At 64.7% G+C, this 14,960-nt stretch carries 12 protein-coding genes and 1 pseudogene; 9 read left to right on the top strand and 4 right to left on the bottom strand.

Annotation, left to right across the window (positions count from 1 at the left end):
* Positions 1-67: 67 nt before the first annotated feature.
* Positions 68-814 (bottom strand): NRDE family protein, encoded by a 747-nt coding sequence (locus ACMCNM_RS26550; protein WP_412765712.1) that lies wholly within the window; start codon positions 812-814, stop codon positions 68-70.
* Between the two features lie 130 nt (positions 815-944).
* On the opposite strand from ACMCNM_RS26550, the gene ACMCNM_RS26545 reads away from it, so the two are divergent.
* The 4 genes and pseudogenes from ACMCNM_RS26545 to ACMCNM_RS26530 all read left to right on the top strand — a co-directional run.
* Positions 945-1,727 carry a sulfite exporter TauE/SafE family protein gene (locus ACMCNM_RS26545; RefSeq protein ID WP_027592295.1) on the top strand — a complete coding sequence of 261 codons (783 nt, stop codon included), beginning with the start codon at positions 945-947 and terminating at the stop codon, positions 1,725-1,727.
* A gap of 29 nt (positions 1,728-1,756) precedes the next feature.
* Positions 1,757-2,566, top strand: coding sequence for a prolipoprotein diacylglyceryl transferase (gene lgt / locus ACMCNM_RS26540; RefSeq protein ID WP_027592296.1), 810 nt, complete (start codon positions 1,757-1,759; stop codon positions 2,564-2,566).
* A gap of 49 nt (positions 2,567-2,615) precedes the next feature.
* Entirely contained in the window at positions 2,616-3,587 is a 972-nt protein-coding gene (locus tag ACMCNM_RS26535; protein WP_412765711.1) for a thymidylate synthase, read from the top strand.
* 118 nt (positions 3,588-3,705) lie between these two features.
* Positions 3,706-3,963 (top strand): annotated as a pseudogene (locus ACMCNM_RS26530) (ATP-binding cassette domain-containing protein); the annotation flags it as partial.
* Positions 3,964-4,168: 205 nt separating this feature from the next.
* Here ACMCNM_RS26530 and cadR read toward each other — a convergent pair.
* Complete coding sequence (gene cadR / locus ACMCNM_RS26525) at positions 4,169-4,612, bottom strand: cadmium resistance transcriptional regulator CadR (protein ID WP_099455646.1); 444 nt, start codon at positions 4,610-4,612, stop codon at positions 4,169-4,171.
* A gap of 83 nt (positions 4,613-4,695) precedes the next feature.
* On the opposite strand from cadR, the gene ACMCNM_RS26520 reads away from it, so the two are divergent.
* The 5 genes from ACMCNM_RS26520 (at position 4,696) to ACMCNM_RS26500 (ending at position 11,836) form a co-directional block, all read left to right on the top strand.
* A complete protein-coding gene (locus ACMCNM_RS26520) occupies positions 4,696-6,909 on the top strand; it encodes a heavy metal translocating P-type ATPase (RefSeq protein ID WP_412765710.1) in 2,214 nt (737 codons plus the stop codon).
* 9 nt (positions 6,910-6,918) lie between these two features.
* Entirely contained in the window at positions 6,919-7,788 is an 870-nt protein-coding gene (locus ACMCNM_RS26515) for a LysR family transcriptional regulator (RefSeq protein ID WP_027592300.1), read from the top strand.
* Between the two features lie 219 nt (positions 7,789-8,007).
* Positions 8,008-9,066, top strand: a complete 1,059-nt coding sequence (locus ACMCNM_RS26510; RefSeq protein WP_186682851.1) for a putative 2-aminoethylphosphonate ABC transporter ATP-binding protein — start codon at positions 8,008-8,010, stop codon at positions 9,064-9,066.
* Position 9,067: 1 nt separating this feature from the next.
* Entirely contained in the window at positions 9,068-10,792 is a 1,725-nt protein-coding gene (locus ACMCNM_RS26505; protein WP_412765709.1) for a putative 2-aminoethylphosphonate ABC transporter permease subunit, read from the top strand.
* An 18-nt stretch (positions 10,793-10,810) separates the two neighbouring features.
* Complete coding sequence (locus ACMCNM_RS26500; protein WP_412765708.1) at positions 10,811-11,836, top strand: putative 2-aminoethylphosphonate ABC transporter substrate-binding protein; 1,026 nt, start codon at positions 10,811-10,813, stop codon at positions 11,834-11,836.
* Between the two features lie 342 nt (positions 11,837-12,178).
* On the opposite strand, the gene ACMCNM_RS26495 is transcribed toward ACMCNM_RS26500, so the two are convergent.
* Together ACMCNM_RS26495 and ACMCNM_RS26490 are read right to left on the bottom strand one after the other, a co-directional pair.
* On the bottom strand, positions 12,179-13,543 hold the full coding sequence (locus ACMCNM_RS26495; protein ID WP_412765707.1) for a GTPase/DUF3482 domain-containing protein: 1,365 nt from the start codon (positions 13,541-13,543) through the stop codon (positions 12,179-12,181).
* Positions 13,536-14,927: a DUF2868 domain-containing protein gene (locus tag ACMCNM_RS26490; protein WP_412765706.1), complete on the bottom strand. Its 1,392-nt coding sequence runs from the start codon at positions 14,925-14,927 to the stop codon at positions 13,536-13,538. The genes ACMCNM_RS26495 and ACMCNM_RS26490 overlap by 8 nt, the downstream gene beginning before the upstream one ends.
* Positions 14,928-14,960: the final 33 nt, after the last annotated feature.

Below are 14,960 nucleotides of genomic sequence, written 5' to 3'. Positions count from 1 at the left end.
CAAGGTAACGCGATCCCCTGTAGGAGCAGCCTTGTGCTGCGAAGGGCTGCAAAGCAGCCCCTGGCCCTCAAGCCATAATCTCAACTTCCCCCAAATGCCCCCCAAACGGCCCGAAACTGCGCTCAACCAGCCGTCTTCTCCCCTGATCATCCACGATCAGCACAGTACTCGCCCGCGTCCCATAATTCTGGCTGGCAATAAACACACTCGACAGCAGCTTCTCGGTCGCCAACCCCACGCCCGTTTCTGGCAACTCACTCTCGGCTGCCGGCTCACCATCGGCCAGCAACGCCAGCAAGCGCTGCGGGTCTGCTGACTCAAGCGACCCCTCCAGCCCGCTACGCGCCTTGACCAGCTTCGGCCACGGCGTATCCAACCCTGCATTGGATAACCCATAAACCCCAGGCCCCAGCAACCGCGGCGCGGCGTCTCGGGCGTGCAGAAAGCCTAATTGCGCCCCATCGCCCACCAGCAAGTTGAACCCCGAATACTGGCTGCTGCGGCTGGCGACTTGGTCAAGATAGGCTTCCACGCCAAGCTCACCCTGCAGAAACCCCGCCACCAACTCCCCGCGCGAGCGCACGCCCAAGGCTTGCCCAGGGTCGCGAATGTTGGTTAGCGCGGCAAAGCGCCCCTGCGGCCCCACGCCAAGCCAGGTACCGCCAGCCTCCAGGTCACGCCCGGCATAGACGCCAGGGGCATCCTCCCAGGCGGTCAGGGCCTGCGTGGGTCGGGCATAGAACTCGTCGCGGTTGGCCGCCACGATCAGCGGCAGGGCATGCCCCGGCCGCCAGGCGAATACGATCAGGCACATCGGTTGGGCCTCTGTGTTTTTTGCCACTCTACCCACTGCGGCGGTGCTGATCCATCCTGTCACGAAGTTCACTAGAGCCTCAGGGCCGGCTTCCGTTACCATGCCGGATTGATTTTCTCAGGGGCAACGAATGGAGTTCGTACTCTATCTGCTGTTAGGTGCATGTGCCGGCGTGCTGGCCGGGCTGTTCGGCGTGGGCGGTGGCATCATCATCGTGCCGGTGCTGGTGTTCAGCTTCACCTTGCAGGGCTTCGACCCCTCTGTATTGACCCACCTGGCTGTCGGCACGTCGTTGGCAACCATCATCTTCACCTCGATCAACGCGGTGCTCGAACACCATCGCCGGGGTGCGGTGCAGTGGCCGATCTTCGCCTGGATGACCCTGGGCATCCTCATTGGCGCTGGTATCGGCGCCAAGACCGCCTCGTTGATCCAGGGCCCGCTGCTGCAGAAGATCATCGGTGTGTTCGCCCTGATCATCGCCGCGCAAATGGCCCTGGACCTTAAGCCCAAGGCCAGCCGTGGCATCCCTGGCAAGCCCGCGTTGACCGCAGCAGGTGGGGTGATTGGCTGGGCTTCGGCGATTTTCGGTATTGGTGGCGGCTCGCTGACCGTGCCGTTCCTGACCTGGCGCAGCCTGCCCATGCAGCAGGCGGTGGCAACGTCCTCGGCCTGTGGCCTGCCGATTGCCGTGGCCAGTGCCCTGAGCTTCATGTGGCTTGGCTGGCACGAAGAACACTTGCCAGCCCACAGCCTGGGCTACGTGTACCTGCCTGCGCTGGTCGGCATTGCCGTGACCAGCATGTTTTTCGCCCGCTTCGGCGCGCGCCTGGCGCACAAACTGTCGCCACGCCTGCTCAAGCGTCTGTTCGCCGCGCTGCTGTTCTGCGTCGGCCTCAGCTTTTTGATTTAGCTCGCTGATTTGAAACTAGAGGAATATCCATGCTGCCTTACCCGCAGATAGACCCCGTGGCCGTGGCCCTCGGGCCGCTGAAAATCCACTGGTACGGCCTGATGTACCTGGTCGGCATCGGCGGCGCCTGGCTGCTCGCCTCGCGTCGCCTGAACCGCTTCGACCCCACCTGGTCCCGTGAAAAGCTGTCCGACCTGGTGTTCTGGCTATCGATGGGGGTGATCGTCGGGGGCCGCTTGGGTTACGTGCTGTTTTACGACCTGCACGCCTACCTGGCCAACCCGACGCTGATTTTCGAGGTGTGGAAGGGCGGCATGTCGTTCCACGGCGGCTTCATCGGCGTGATGTTGGCGGCGGTATGGTTCGGCAAGCGCAACAACAAGTCGTTCTTCGAGCTGATGGACTTCGTCGCGCCAATGGTGCCGATCGGCCTGGGTGCCGGGCGTATCGGCAACTTCATCAATGCCGAGCTGTGGGGCAAGGCGACCGACGTGCCGTGGGCGATGGTGTTCCCACCGTTCAGCGACCCCGCCCAGCTGCCGCGCCACCCCTCGCAGCTGTATCAGTTCGCCCTGGAAGGCGTGGCGCTGTTCCTGATCCTGTGGCTGTACTCGCGCAAGCCACGCCCGACCATGGCGGTATCCGGCATGTTCGCGCTGTTCTACGGGATCTTCCGCTTCATCGTCGAGTTCGTCCGCGTGCCGGATGCCCAGTTGGGCTACATTGCCTGGGGTTGGCTGACCATGGGTCAGATACTCTGCATCCCGATGATTCTGGCCGGCCTCGGATTGATCTGGTGGGCTTATAATCGCAAACCTACGGCGAAACCCGCCATCTGACTCCCAACGGCAGGGGTGATCCCTCTGCCGTTCTTGCTACAGGTAAGCCATGAAACAGTATCTGGACCTGGTCCGTGACGTCATCGAAAACGGCACCCTTCAGGAAAACCGTACCGGCATCCGCACCATCAGCCTGCCGGGCGCCATGCTGCGTTTCGACCTGCAGAAGGGCTTTCCGGCCATCACCACGCGCAAGCTGGCCTTCAAGTCGGCCATCGGCGAGATGGTCGGTTTTCTGCGGGGCGTGAAAAACGCGGGTGAATTCCGTGAGCTGGGCTGCAAGGTCTGGGACCAGAACGCCAACGAAAACGCCCAATGGCTGGCCAACCCGTTCCGCCAGGGGCATGACGACCTGGGCGAGATCTACGGCGTTCAGTGGCGCCAATGGCCGGGCTACAAACGCATCCCGCTGAGCAACCCGGCGGCCATTGAGATGGCCGAAAAACAGGGCTTCCGCAAGATTGCCCAGGACGAGGACGACGGCCAGGCCTTTGTCATCCTGTACAAGGCCATCGACCAGGTACGCCAGTGCCTGGACACTATCGCCAATGACCCGGGCAGCCGGCGCATCCTGTTCCATGGCTGGAACTGCGCCCAGCTGGATGAAATGGCCCTGCCGCCGTGCCACCTGCTGTACCAGTTCCACCCGAATGCCGAGACTCGGGAAATTTCCCTGACCCTGTACATTCGCTCCAACGACCTGGGCTTGGGCACGCCGTTCAACCTCACCGAGGGCGCGGCCTTGCTGTCGCTGTTCGGCCGCCTGACCGGCTACACCCCGCGCTGGTTCACGTATTTCATTGGCGATGCCCATGTGTACGAAAACCACCTGGACATGCTCAACGAGCAGCTCAAGCGCGAACCGCTCGAGGCGCCGAAGCTGGTGATCAGCGATCGCGTGCCGGCGTTTGCCGACACCGGCAAGTATGAGCCGGAGTGGCTGGAGAAGATCGAGCCGAGTGATTTCAGCCTGGAAGGGTATGAGCATCATGCGCCGATGACGGCGCCGATGGCGGTGTGATCCTTAAGATTGCTGGGGCTGCTTTGCAGCCCATCGCCGGCAAGCCGGCTTGTGTCTTGAGGGGGTATTAGAATCAGGAGTGAGAGCGGTGAATGGCAAGCTGACTGCCGGAGGTGCTGGCGAGATCTTCGTCATCATGGGCCTGTCGGGCTCGGGCAAGTCGACCATGGTGCGGCTGTTCAACCGCCTGATCGAACCCACCGCCGGCAGCATTCACCTCAACGGCCGCGAAATCACCGGCCTGTCCGATAAAGCCCTGCTCGATGTGCGCCGCAAGGAAATGGGCATGGTGTTCCAGTCCTTCGCCCTGATGCCGCACATGAGCGTGCTGCAGAACACCGCCTTCGGCCTGGAAATTTTGTTCTCTGCTCGACAACGCGGTCCAAAGGGCTGGCTGATTTCCCAGAGGATGGAATGCCCTCAGAAATTTGAACAAGACAGTTGCTCCCACCCGAACTGTGTAGCCTCCAATTCTAGCGCCGCACCTGTGGGAGCTGGCTTGCCAGCGATGAGGCCAAACAAGTTGCTCCCACAGGGTTCGGCGTTGCTGTGGCTGGAGTAGGCGCAGCAACCCACCAAGTTCAATGTCCGTGGCTTCGTCCTACATGCGAATGCTCACCTTCTGGCACCGATACCGCCCCGTTCACCTCCAGTTGCTGCAAGATCGCGCATTCACTCCCCGGCGCGCTGCACCTCTGTCGCAGCTCCACCAACTGCTCCTGCAACGCCACCAAGCCATCGATACGCGCCTGTACATGGACGATATGCTCGTCGATCAACGCATTGACGCTGCCGCACGACCCTTCGGGGCTGTCGCGCAGGCGTAGCAGGCTGCGGATTTCGTCCAGGGTCATGTCCAGGGTCCGGCAGTTGCGGATGAAGGTCAGCCGCTCGACGTGGGCCTGGGTGTAGAGCCGGTAGTTGCCGTCGCTGCGCGCCGGCTCCGGCAACAGTTGCTCGCGCTCGTAATAGCGGATGGTCTCCACGGCGCAATCGGTGGCTTTTGCCAGTTCTCCAATCTTCATCGCGAAATCTCTAGCGGATGGCTTGACCCTATAGTGGCTACAGGGTGTTCACTTGGCAACAGGCTCACTTTAAGGATGACCCAATGAACCAGCCTGCCAGCCCCCACCACAAGCATGACCACCACGCCCACAGCTGCTGCGGCAGCGCGGCCGCCCCGGCGTTGGTGCAGTTGAGCGAAAAAGCCAGCGGCGACGCACAGCTCAGCCGCTTCCGTATCGAGGCCATGGACTGCCCCACCGAGCAAACGCTGATCCAGGACAAGCTGGGCAAGCTGGCGGGCATCGAGCAGTTGGAATTCAACCTGATCAACCGCGTGCTCGGGGTGCGCCACACGCTGGCCGGTACCGCCGAGATCGAGCGGGCCATCGACAGCCTGGGCATGAAGGCCGAGCCCCTCATCGAAGGGGACGACGCCGCCGCGAACGCTGCCCCGCCCAGCAAGACCCGCTGGTGGCCGCTGGCGTTATCCGGTATCGCGGCCATCGCTGCCGAAATTGTGCATTTCACCGGGCTTGCACCTGAATGGCTGGTGGCGGCGCTGGCCTTGGCGGCGATCCTGGGTTGCGGCCTGGGCACCTACAAGAAGGGCTGGATTGCCCTGAAAAACCGCAACCTCAACATCAACGCGCTGATGAGCATTGCCGTGACTGGCGCTGTGCTGATCGGCCAGTGGCCGGAAGCGGCTATGGTGATGGTGCTGTTCACGGTCGCCGAACTGATCGAAGCGCGCTCCCTGGACCGTGCTCGCAATGCCATCAGCGGCCTGATGCAGCTCACCCCTGACAGGGCGACAGTGCTGCAAGCCGATGGCCAGTGGCGTGAAGTGGAAGTGCGCGAGGTGGCCATCGGTGCCTTGGTGCGGGTACGGCCAGGCGAGCGCATCGGCCTGGATGGCGAAGTGACCAGTGGCCAATCCAGCGTCGATCAGGCGCCGATCACCGGTGAAAGCCTGCCAGTGGAAAAAGCCGTGGGCGACAAGCTGTTCGCCGGCACCATCAACCAGGCCGGTGCGCTGGAGTTTCGCGTCACTGCCGGCGCTGGGCAATCGACGCTGGCGCGCATCATCAAGGCCGTCGAAGAGGCCCAAGGTGCCCGGGCGCCGACCCAGCGTTTTGTCGACCGGTTCTCGCGCATCTACACACCCGTGGTGTTCGCCGTGGCCTTGGCGGTGGCGGTCATCCCGCCGCTGTTCATGGCAGGCGCCTGGTTCGACTGGGTCTACCGCGCCTTGGTGCTGTTGGTGGTGGCCTGCCCGTGCGCCTTGGTCATTTCAACCCCGGTGACCATCGTCAGTGGCCTGGCTGCAGCCGCGCGAAAGGGCATCCTGATCAAGGGTGGGGTGTACCTGGAAGGCGGGCGCAAGCTGGACTTCCTCGCCCTCGACAAGACCGGCACCCTGACCCACTGCAAGCCGGTGCAAACGGATGCGAAGGTGTTGGACCCCCTGTTCGAAGGCCGGGCACAGGCGTTGGCTGCCAGCTTGGCCGAGCGCTCGGACCACCCGGTCTCACGTGCCATCGCCCAATTCGGCAAGGCGCAAGGTTTGGCTTTGAGCGCGGTCGACGACTTCGCCGCATTGGCCGGTCGCGGTGTGCGAGGGGTGATCGAGGGTGAGCTTTACCACCTGGGCAATCACCGCCTGGTCGAGGAACTGGGCCTGTGCTCGCCTGAGTTGGAGGCGCAACTGGATGCGCTGGAGCGTCAAGGCAAAACCGTGGTCCTGCTGCTCGACCGCAGTGGCCCGCTGGCCCTGTTCGCCGTGGCCGACACGCTCAAGCAGAGCAGCCGCCAGGCGATTGCCGAATTGCATGAACTGGGTATCAAGACGGTCATGCTTACCGGCGACAATCCCCATACCGCTGAGGCCATCGCCGCCCAGGTCGGCATCGATCGCGCCGAAGGCAACCTGCTGCCGGCCGACAAGCTGAAGACCATCGAGGCCCTGTATGCCCAAGGCCATCGGGTGGGCATGGTTGGCGACGGTATCAACGATGCACCGGCCCTTGCCCGTGCCGAGATCGGCTTTGCCATGGCGGCCGCGGGCACCGACACGGCCATCGAGACGGCCGACGTGGCGTTGATGGACGACGACTTGCGCAAAATCCCGGCCTTCGTCAGGCTGTCGCGCCAAAGTGCGGCGATTCTCAGGCAGAACATCATTCTGGCCCTGGGCATCAAGGCGATATTCCTGGCGATCACCTTTGCCGGCATGGCGACCATGTGGATGGCGGTGTTCGCCGACATGGGCGTGAGTCTGCTGGTGGTGTTCAACGGCTTGCGCCTTTTGCGCAAATAGAGGACGTGCATGCTGAGTTCCGAGCTCAAAGCCTTCTACATGGTGGCCCGCCTGGGCAGCATCACCCTGGCGGCGAAGAAGCTCGGGCTCAGCCAACCCACCGTGACCACGCAGATCCGCAACCTGGAAAGCCAGTACGCAGTAGAGCTGTTCTACCGTGGCGGGCGGCGCCTGGTGTTGAGCGAGGAGGGCGTGCGCCTGCTGCCGAGGGTCAAGGCGCTGCTGCAGCAGGAGGCCGACATCGAGTTCGAACTGCGCAACAGTGGCCAGGCCCAGGGCAGCCTGCGCATTGCGGCCACCGCGCCTTACTACATCCTCGATCTGGTGAAGGTCTTCCGCGAGCGCCTGCCCCAGGTCGACGTTGCAGTGGAGATCGGCAACTCGCAGCAGGTGCTGGAAATGCTCGAGGACTACCGGGTCGATATCGCCGCTTCGTCGCAATTGGTGGAGGATGCCCGGTTGGTGCGCCGGGTATTGGGCACCGACCCGTTGGTGGTGGCCGTGCACCGCAACCATCCCTTGGCGCATCGTCAGGTGGTGTCGATTGACGTGGTGGCCGGGCATTGCCTGTTGATGCGCGAGCCGGGGTCGACCACACGCAAGCTGACCGAGCAGATGCTGCAGGAGGCCGGTGTGAAGGCCGGCACGTTGCTGGAGATTGGTAGCCGTGAGTCGATTCGCGAAGCGGTCCTGCGCAACATTGGCATCAGTGTGATTGCCCGCCATGAAGTGCCGCACAACCCCGAATTACGGGTGCTGGCGCTGGAGGATGCACCGGTGATGCATGAGTACCTGTATTGCCTGAAGGAGCGGCGCCAGGCGCGTTTGCCAGCGGCGTTTCTTGGGGTTGCGCAAGAAGTGGCCGGCTCACAGTTCTAGGTCTGTGTTGGCTTCTTCGCGGGCAAGCCCGCTCCCACAGGTATCCCGCTGCCTTCGGGCACTGTGCGGTCGCTGTGGGAGCGGGCTTGCCCCGCGAAGAGGCCCGCACAGGCCACTACAAAATCTGCCTATACCACTATCGCGCGCTTTTGCCTGAAAGCCACAGAACCGTCGCACAGCCTTCCTAGCATGGCCCCATCTCTTCGATGAGGCCTTGCCATGAACAACGCCACCCCCGGCGCACAGATGAAAGTGCGCAACATCCACAAACGCTTCGGCGCCTTTACAGCGCTCAACGATGTCTCCCTGGACATCGCCGCGGGCGAGCTGGTGTGCTTGCTCGGCCCGTCCGGGTGCGGCAAGACCACGCTGTTGCGCTGCATCGCCGGCCTCGAACGCCAGGACCGCGGTGAGCTGTACATCGGCGAGCGCGACGTCTCGGAGCTGCCACCCCAGGCCCGCGACTACGGCATTCTGTTCCAGTCTTACGCGCTGTTCCCCAACCTGACCGTCGAAGCCAACATCGCCTATGGCCTGACCGGCAGCGGCCGCGAACAGGCCCGCCAGCGGGTCGTCGAAATGCTCCAGCTGGTCGGCTTGTCCGGTAGCGAGAAAAAGTACCCCGGGCAGCTTTCCGGCGGCCAGCAGCAGCGTGTGGCCCTGGCCCGCGCGCTGGCGCCGGCGCCTTCGCTGCTGTTGCTCGACGAGCCGATGTCGGCGCTGGACGCGCGGGTTCGCGAGCACCTGTGCACCGAACTGCGCCAGCTGCAACGCCAGCTGGGTATCACCACCTTGATGGTTACCCACAACCAGGACGAGGCCATGCTGATGGCCGACCGCATTGCCGTGATGAACAACGGCCAGGTCGAGCAGTACGCCACGCCGCAGGCCATCTACGACCAGCCAGCCACGCCCTTCGTTGCCGAGTTCGTTGGCCAGGGTAACTGGCTGCCGTTCCAGCGCAGCGGCGACAGCCAGGCCCAGGTCGGCGGCATGAGCATGCGTTTGTCGCCTGGCTCGGCGCGGGCCAGCAGCGGCCGCTTGTTCTGCCGCCCCGAGGCGATCACGGTCAACCCGCCGGTGCATGAAGAAAACCTGTTTCCAGCCAAGGTCCGCGAGATCACCTTCCTCGGCAATCGCTGCCGCATGAGCTTCGAGTTCAAAGCCTTGCCGGGCCATGCCCTGCTGGCCGAACTGGCCCCCGAGGCCATGCCGCGGCTGGGCTCGCAGGACATCTGGGTGGCGCTGCCACCGCAGAGCCTGCAGGTGTTTGCCTGAGATGGCCGCGCCAATGTCCCTGCCGCTGAACCCGGCCAAGGCCACCTCGCGCCACGGCGTTGCCTTGGGTGACCGGCTGTTCGTCGTCGGTGGGAAGTGGTTGCTGTTGATGCTGCTGGTACTGGCAGTGTTGATGCCGCTGCTGGCGATCTTCTGGCGTGGTTTCAGCGGTGACGCCGGCCAGGGCGGCGGCCTGGCGGCTGCCCGGGCGCTGTTCGCCAGCGAGAACTTCCACTGGCTGCTCGGCAATAGCTTGTCGGTGGCACTCACCGTCGCGGCCATCGTCATCCCACTGGCTTACCTGTTCGCCTATGCGTTGCAACGCACGCTGATCCCGGCCAAGGGCCTGTGGCGGGGCATCTCGTTGCTGCCACTGCTGGCGCCGTCGATGCTGCCGGCGATCGCGCTGGTCTACCTGTTCGGTAACCAGGGCCTGCTGCGCGGGCTGCTGAGCGACAACATCTACGGCTTTTGGGGGATCGTGCTCGGCGAAGCCATTTACACCTTCCCGCATGCATTGATGATTCTACTGTCGGCCCTGTCGCTGGCCGATGCGCGCCTGTTCGACGCCGCCTCCAGCATGGGCGCTGGGCCTTGGCGGGCGTTTTCCAGCATTACCTGGCCCGCCACGCGCCAGGCAGTATTCGCCGCCTTCTGCCTGGTGTTTACCCTGACCATCACTGACTTCGGCGTCCCGGTTGTGGTCGGGGGGGATTATCAGGTGTTGGCCCTGGAAGCTTACAAGGCCGTGGTTGGCCAGCAGCAATTTGGCCGCGGCGCCCTGATCGGTATGGTCTTGCTGGTGCCGGCACTGCTTAGTTTTGCTGTCGATGCCTGGTTGCGTCGCCGCCAGGGCGAGGCCATGAGTGGGCGGGCGCAGGTGTTCGAGCCCAAGCCCTCGCGCCGTCGCGATGCCTGCTTCCTGGCGGTCGTGTTGGTGGTCTGCGCGGTGCTGTTGCTGGTGATCGGCATGGCCGTGTATTCGTCGCTGGTCACCTTCTGGCCCTACAACCTGTCGCTGTCGCTCAAGCACTACCTGTTCGAGGACACCGCCGGCGGAGGCTGGCTGGCGTACCGCAATAGCGTGACCATGGCGATCGGCACGGCGCTGATCGGCAGCGTGGTGATTTTCTGCGGTGCCTACCTGATGGAAAAGACCCAGGGCCAACGCCTGCTCAACCAGTCGCTGCGCCTGCTCAGCTTCATCCCCATGGCGGTGCCGGGCCTCGTGCTGGGCCTGGGCTACGTGTTCTTCTTCAACCTCAACGGCAACCCGTTGCATGTGCTGTACGGCAGCATGGGCTTGTTGGTCATCTGCACCATTGCCCATTACCTGACGACTGCGCAGATGACCGCCACCACCGCACTGCGCCAACTCGACGGCGAGTTCGAGGCCGCTGCGTTGTCGCTCAAGGCGCCGCTGTATCGGCACTTCCTGCGGGTAACCGTGCCGATCTGCCTACCGGCGCTGCTGGACATCATCCGCTACCTGTTCGTCTCGGCGATGACCACCGTGTCGGCGGCGATCTTCCTCTACAGCCCCGACACCATCCTCGCCGCCGTTGCCGTGCTGAACATGGACGATGCAGGCAACGTTGGCGGTGCCGCCGTCATGTCGACCCTGATTCTGCTGACCAGCGCCAGCGCCTCATTGCTGCTGGCTGCAGCCTCACGCGGCCTGTTGCGCCGCTCCCAAGCCTGGCGCCAACGCGCCGCGGCTGCCTGACCTGTAAGGAACCCCACCATGTTCAAGCACCTTGCACTTGCTGCTGCCGTTTCTGCCGTGTTCAGCCTGCAGGCTTCGGCCGCCGGCACTCAGCTGACGGTTTACACCGCGCTGGAAGCCGAACAGCTCAAGACCTACAAGCAGGCCTTCGAAAAGGCCAACCCAGACATCGAGATCAAGTGGGTGCGCGATTCCACGGGCATCATTACCGCCAAACTGCTGGCTGAAAAAGACCGCCCGCAAGCCGATGCGGTGTGGGGGTTGGCGGCCTCCAGCCTGGCCGTGCTTGACCAGCACGGCATGCTCGAAGCCTATGCGCCCAAGGACCTGGGCAAAATCTCGGCGAACTACCGCGACGCAGCCAACCCACCGGCTTGGGTGGGCATGGACGTCTGGGCCGCGACCATTTGCTTCAACACCATCGAGGCCGAGAAGCAGGGCCTGAGCAAGCCGGTGAGCTGGCAAGACCTGACCAAGCCCGAGTACAAGGGCAAGATCGTCATGCCCAACCCGGCCTCGTCCGGCACGGGCTTCCTGGATGTCAGCGCCTGGCTGCAGACTTTTGGCGAGCCTCAGGGCTGGGCCTACATGGACGCTTTGCACCAGAACATCGGCCAGTACGTTCACTCCGGCTCCAAGCCGTGCAAGCTGGCGGCGGCGGGCGAGTTCCCGATCGGTATCTCGTTCGAATACCCCGCTGTGCAGCTCAAGCGCCAAGGCGCGCCGCTGGACATCGTGCTGCCCAAGGAGGGCCTGGGCTGGGAGATCGAGGCGACGGCGGTGATCGAAGGCACGCCAAAGGCCGATGCGGCCAAGCGTTTGGCAGACTTTTCGGCCAGCCCTGCGGCGATGGCGTTGTACAAGGAGAACTTCGCGGTGCTTGCCGCGCCGGGTATCGCCAAGCCGCAGACCGAGTTGCCGGCTGATTATGAGCAGCGGTTGATCAAGAACGACTTTGCCTGGGCCTCGAAGCACCGTGACGAGATTCTGGCCGAGTGGCGCAAGCGGTATGACGGTAAGTCGGAGAAGGTGGCGCAGCAGTGAAGGGGCGCTGGGCTGGGGTTGGGTTTGTGGTTGAGAGGTGCATGCCTTGAGGGGTGTGGCGCCTGGCAGATCGAGCGCCGCCCGCGCGGCGCATCGCGAGCAACGCTCGCTCCTACGTTTGTTTTTGGCCAGTAACGCCTGTGACAGGCGCGCGCGACCGACTTGTTTGTTCGACGCGATATCGCGTCATGCGCCAAGGCGGTCGCGCGCGAATGCCCCAGGAATAATTGGCCCGAAACAAACGTAGGAGCGAGCGTTGCTCGCGATGCGCCGCGCGGGCGGCGCTCGGTCCCCCAGGCGCCGCCCCCCTAAAGGCGAACACCTACCAGCCCCCACACAAACTCAAATCTGCAACACCAACGCCTCCAACTGCTCCTGCCGCTCCGCCTGATTCACCCGCGCCCCGGGGTTGAGCGTCGACCACTGCGGATGCGCCCGCGCCTTGACCAACGCCTCAGGCAACTTGCCCTCGCGCCAGGCCTTCTCGTCCAGCTCGCCCAAGCGAATGCTGTCTTGCGCCGCATGCCCGCGATTATCCAGGGCCACCATCAACTGCTGCTGGCGCAACGCCAACAGCCGCAACACCGTATCGTCCAGCGTCAGCTCACGCTGCCCTTTGAGCTTGCCCATCAACCGCGACCCGTAATTGCGTGCCGTCTGCAGCGCGCCGCCCGCAATTGCGCCGGCCAAGGCCGCCGCGCCCAGGGTCAGGCCACCGACCAACAGATCGACCCCGGCCCCCGCCGCAGCGCCCGCCGCCACGCCACTGCCCAGGCGTACGCCCAGCAGCTTCAAGGTCTCGGGGTTGAACAGGTCATCGCCCCAACGACCGTCCAGCAACGGCAAATCACTGGCATGGGCGTCTTCGCGGCGGAAGGCATACAGCTTGAGCAGCGCTTCGACACAGCGCTGTTCGCGTTGCCGAACATCCTGGCGCAACGCTTCGATGGCCTTGGCTTCGGCGGCGGGCTCGGCCACCACGCTGCGCCGGCAGGCGGCGCAGTCGAGCAGCAGCTCGGCGATCAGGCGTTTACCGCTTTGATGGCGGGCTTGGCGTTGCGCCTGCTGGTCGTCGATCAGCCGTTGCAGGGCGGGGCGGGCGTCTTCCAGCAGCAGGGCCAGGCTTTCGTACAGGCGGCGCTCGCCGTCTTCCGGCGGGGCCACGCTGTCGAACCGCACCAAGGCGTGAAGGCCAAGCCGGGCAAGGGCTTCACGCCATTCGGGCTCGCGGTGCTGGCTGCTGGCGACGAAGTTGAGCACGGGTAGCAGCGGCTTGCCGCAACTGGCCAGCACCTCCAGTTCGTCGCGGTACTTGGCCAGCACCGGCTCGCGGGCGTCGATCACGTACAGGCCGGCATTGCTGGCCTGCAACTGGCGCAGCACCTTGGCCTCCTGCTCGAAGCGTTGGCGTGCCTCACTGCCTTGGAGGAAGCGTGCCAGCCGGGCCGGGCCGTCCAGGCGCTCACCCGGGCGCTCCAGCCGCTCGAGGTAGTCGAGCAGGGCAATGGCGTCTTCCAGGCCTGGGGTGTCGTACAGCTCCAGCAGGGGCTCGCCGTCCACCGACAGGCGTGCGCCCTCCACATGGCGGGTGGTGCTGGGGCGATGGGACACCTCGCCAAAGCTCACGTCGCGGGTCAAGGTGCGCAGCAGCGAAGTCTTGCCGACGTTGGTGTGGCCGACCACGGCCAGTTTAAGCGGCTCAGTCATGGCCATGCTCCAACCAGGTCAAGGGCGAAGTGTCGGCGTGGGGCAGGCCGAGGCGGTCCAGCGCTTCGTGCCAGTCGCCCAGGCGCTCGGCGTCCAGGGCCTGGCCTGGAGCCGCCTGCAGCAGCCAGATACGGGTGGCGCCGGCGTTGCGTGCCAGCTCGGCCAGCAGCGCCAGGCTGCCGCGATCGGGCGAGCGGCGAGGGTCGCAGGCGACAGCCAGGCGCGCTGGGGGGAAGCGGCTGAGTTGTTCGAGCAGCCGGTTGCGTGATTCACGGCTATCGAGCACGCCGGCATCGGTCACGCTTTTGGGCAGGGCGGGCGGCCAGGGGCGCTGGTCATCCAGCTCCAGGCCGACCAGTAAGGCACCGCTGCTGCCGCTTTCCAGTTGCCCGGCAGCGAAGTGGGGCAAGGTGTCGGGCGCGGCGTCCTGCACACCGATGCGCTCGCTGCGCGGCATAAGGCTTTCGCGCAATGCCGCGTAGCCTGGCAGGCTGAGGTCCAGCGCCAGGCGTGCGCGGCCTTGGCGCCAGCGCCACAGGCATAGTGCGGCCAAGAGCAGGCGTGGTAGCAGGCCATAGACCAGCACCACACCGAGCAACCAGCTGGCCCAGGCCTGGCGGGCCAGGGCCAAGGCCGGCAGCGTGTCGCCGCTGGCGCGGATCATGGCTTCGTCCGGCACGGCAAAGCCCAGCAGCGAAGGCAGGGCGCCGAGCGCCTGGGTCATGTGGATGAACGGCTCGGCGGCAAGCAAGGTGGTTTCCCAGACAAAGCCATAGCGCCGTGTGGCCAGCAACGCCAAGAGCATCGCCAACGCGGTCATCATCGCCAGCAGCCACAGCCCGTGCACCAGCACGCCAAGCAGCCAGCGATTCAGGCGCTGGCGCTGCAGCAGCACCAGCAACGCGGGCGCAAGGTGCGCGGCCTTGGCATCGCGGGCAAAGCGTTCGCTCAGCCACAACCAAAGCCGGCCCAACCCAGCGCCGTGTTCGCCGCTCAGGCTGAAGCCGATCGCCCAGCCCAGCAGCATTAACAGGTTCAACCCCAGCAGGCTGCCCAGTGCCCAGAACACATTCACCGGGCGTTGGCCATCGCCCAGCGCCGCGAAGGCCAGGCCCGCGCCGCTGAAGGCGGCCATGATCAACAGGGCCAGCAGTGCCAGGCGCGCGCCCTGCTTCCAGTGGCGCAGGGCGGCTGTCATGCCGTCGCGGTCGGCCAGGAACAGCGCGCGCGTTTCAATACGGGTCGCCAGGTCGCCGCCGGCCTGGCGGGCGTGGCGGTTGGCTTCCTGGTCTTCCAGGGGGCCGGCATGTTCCTCGCGCAGGCGTACTGCTTCGGTGAGCCAGCGTTTGTCCAGTGGCGTCGGTCCAGTCACAAGGTCTTCCATTGCACAGGTCAGGGCAGAAGCATAACCCACGGC

The sequence above is a fragment of the Pseudomonas sp. NGC7 genome (assembly GCF_047159675.1).
GTDB lineage: Bacteria > Pseudomonadota > Gammaproteobacteria > Pseudomonadales > Pseudomonadaceae > Aquipseudomonas > Aquipseudomonas kermanshahensis.
This window is presented reverse-complemented; position numbering and strand designations above follow the sequence as displayed.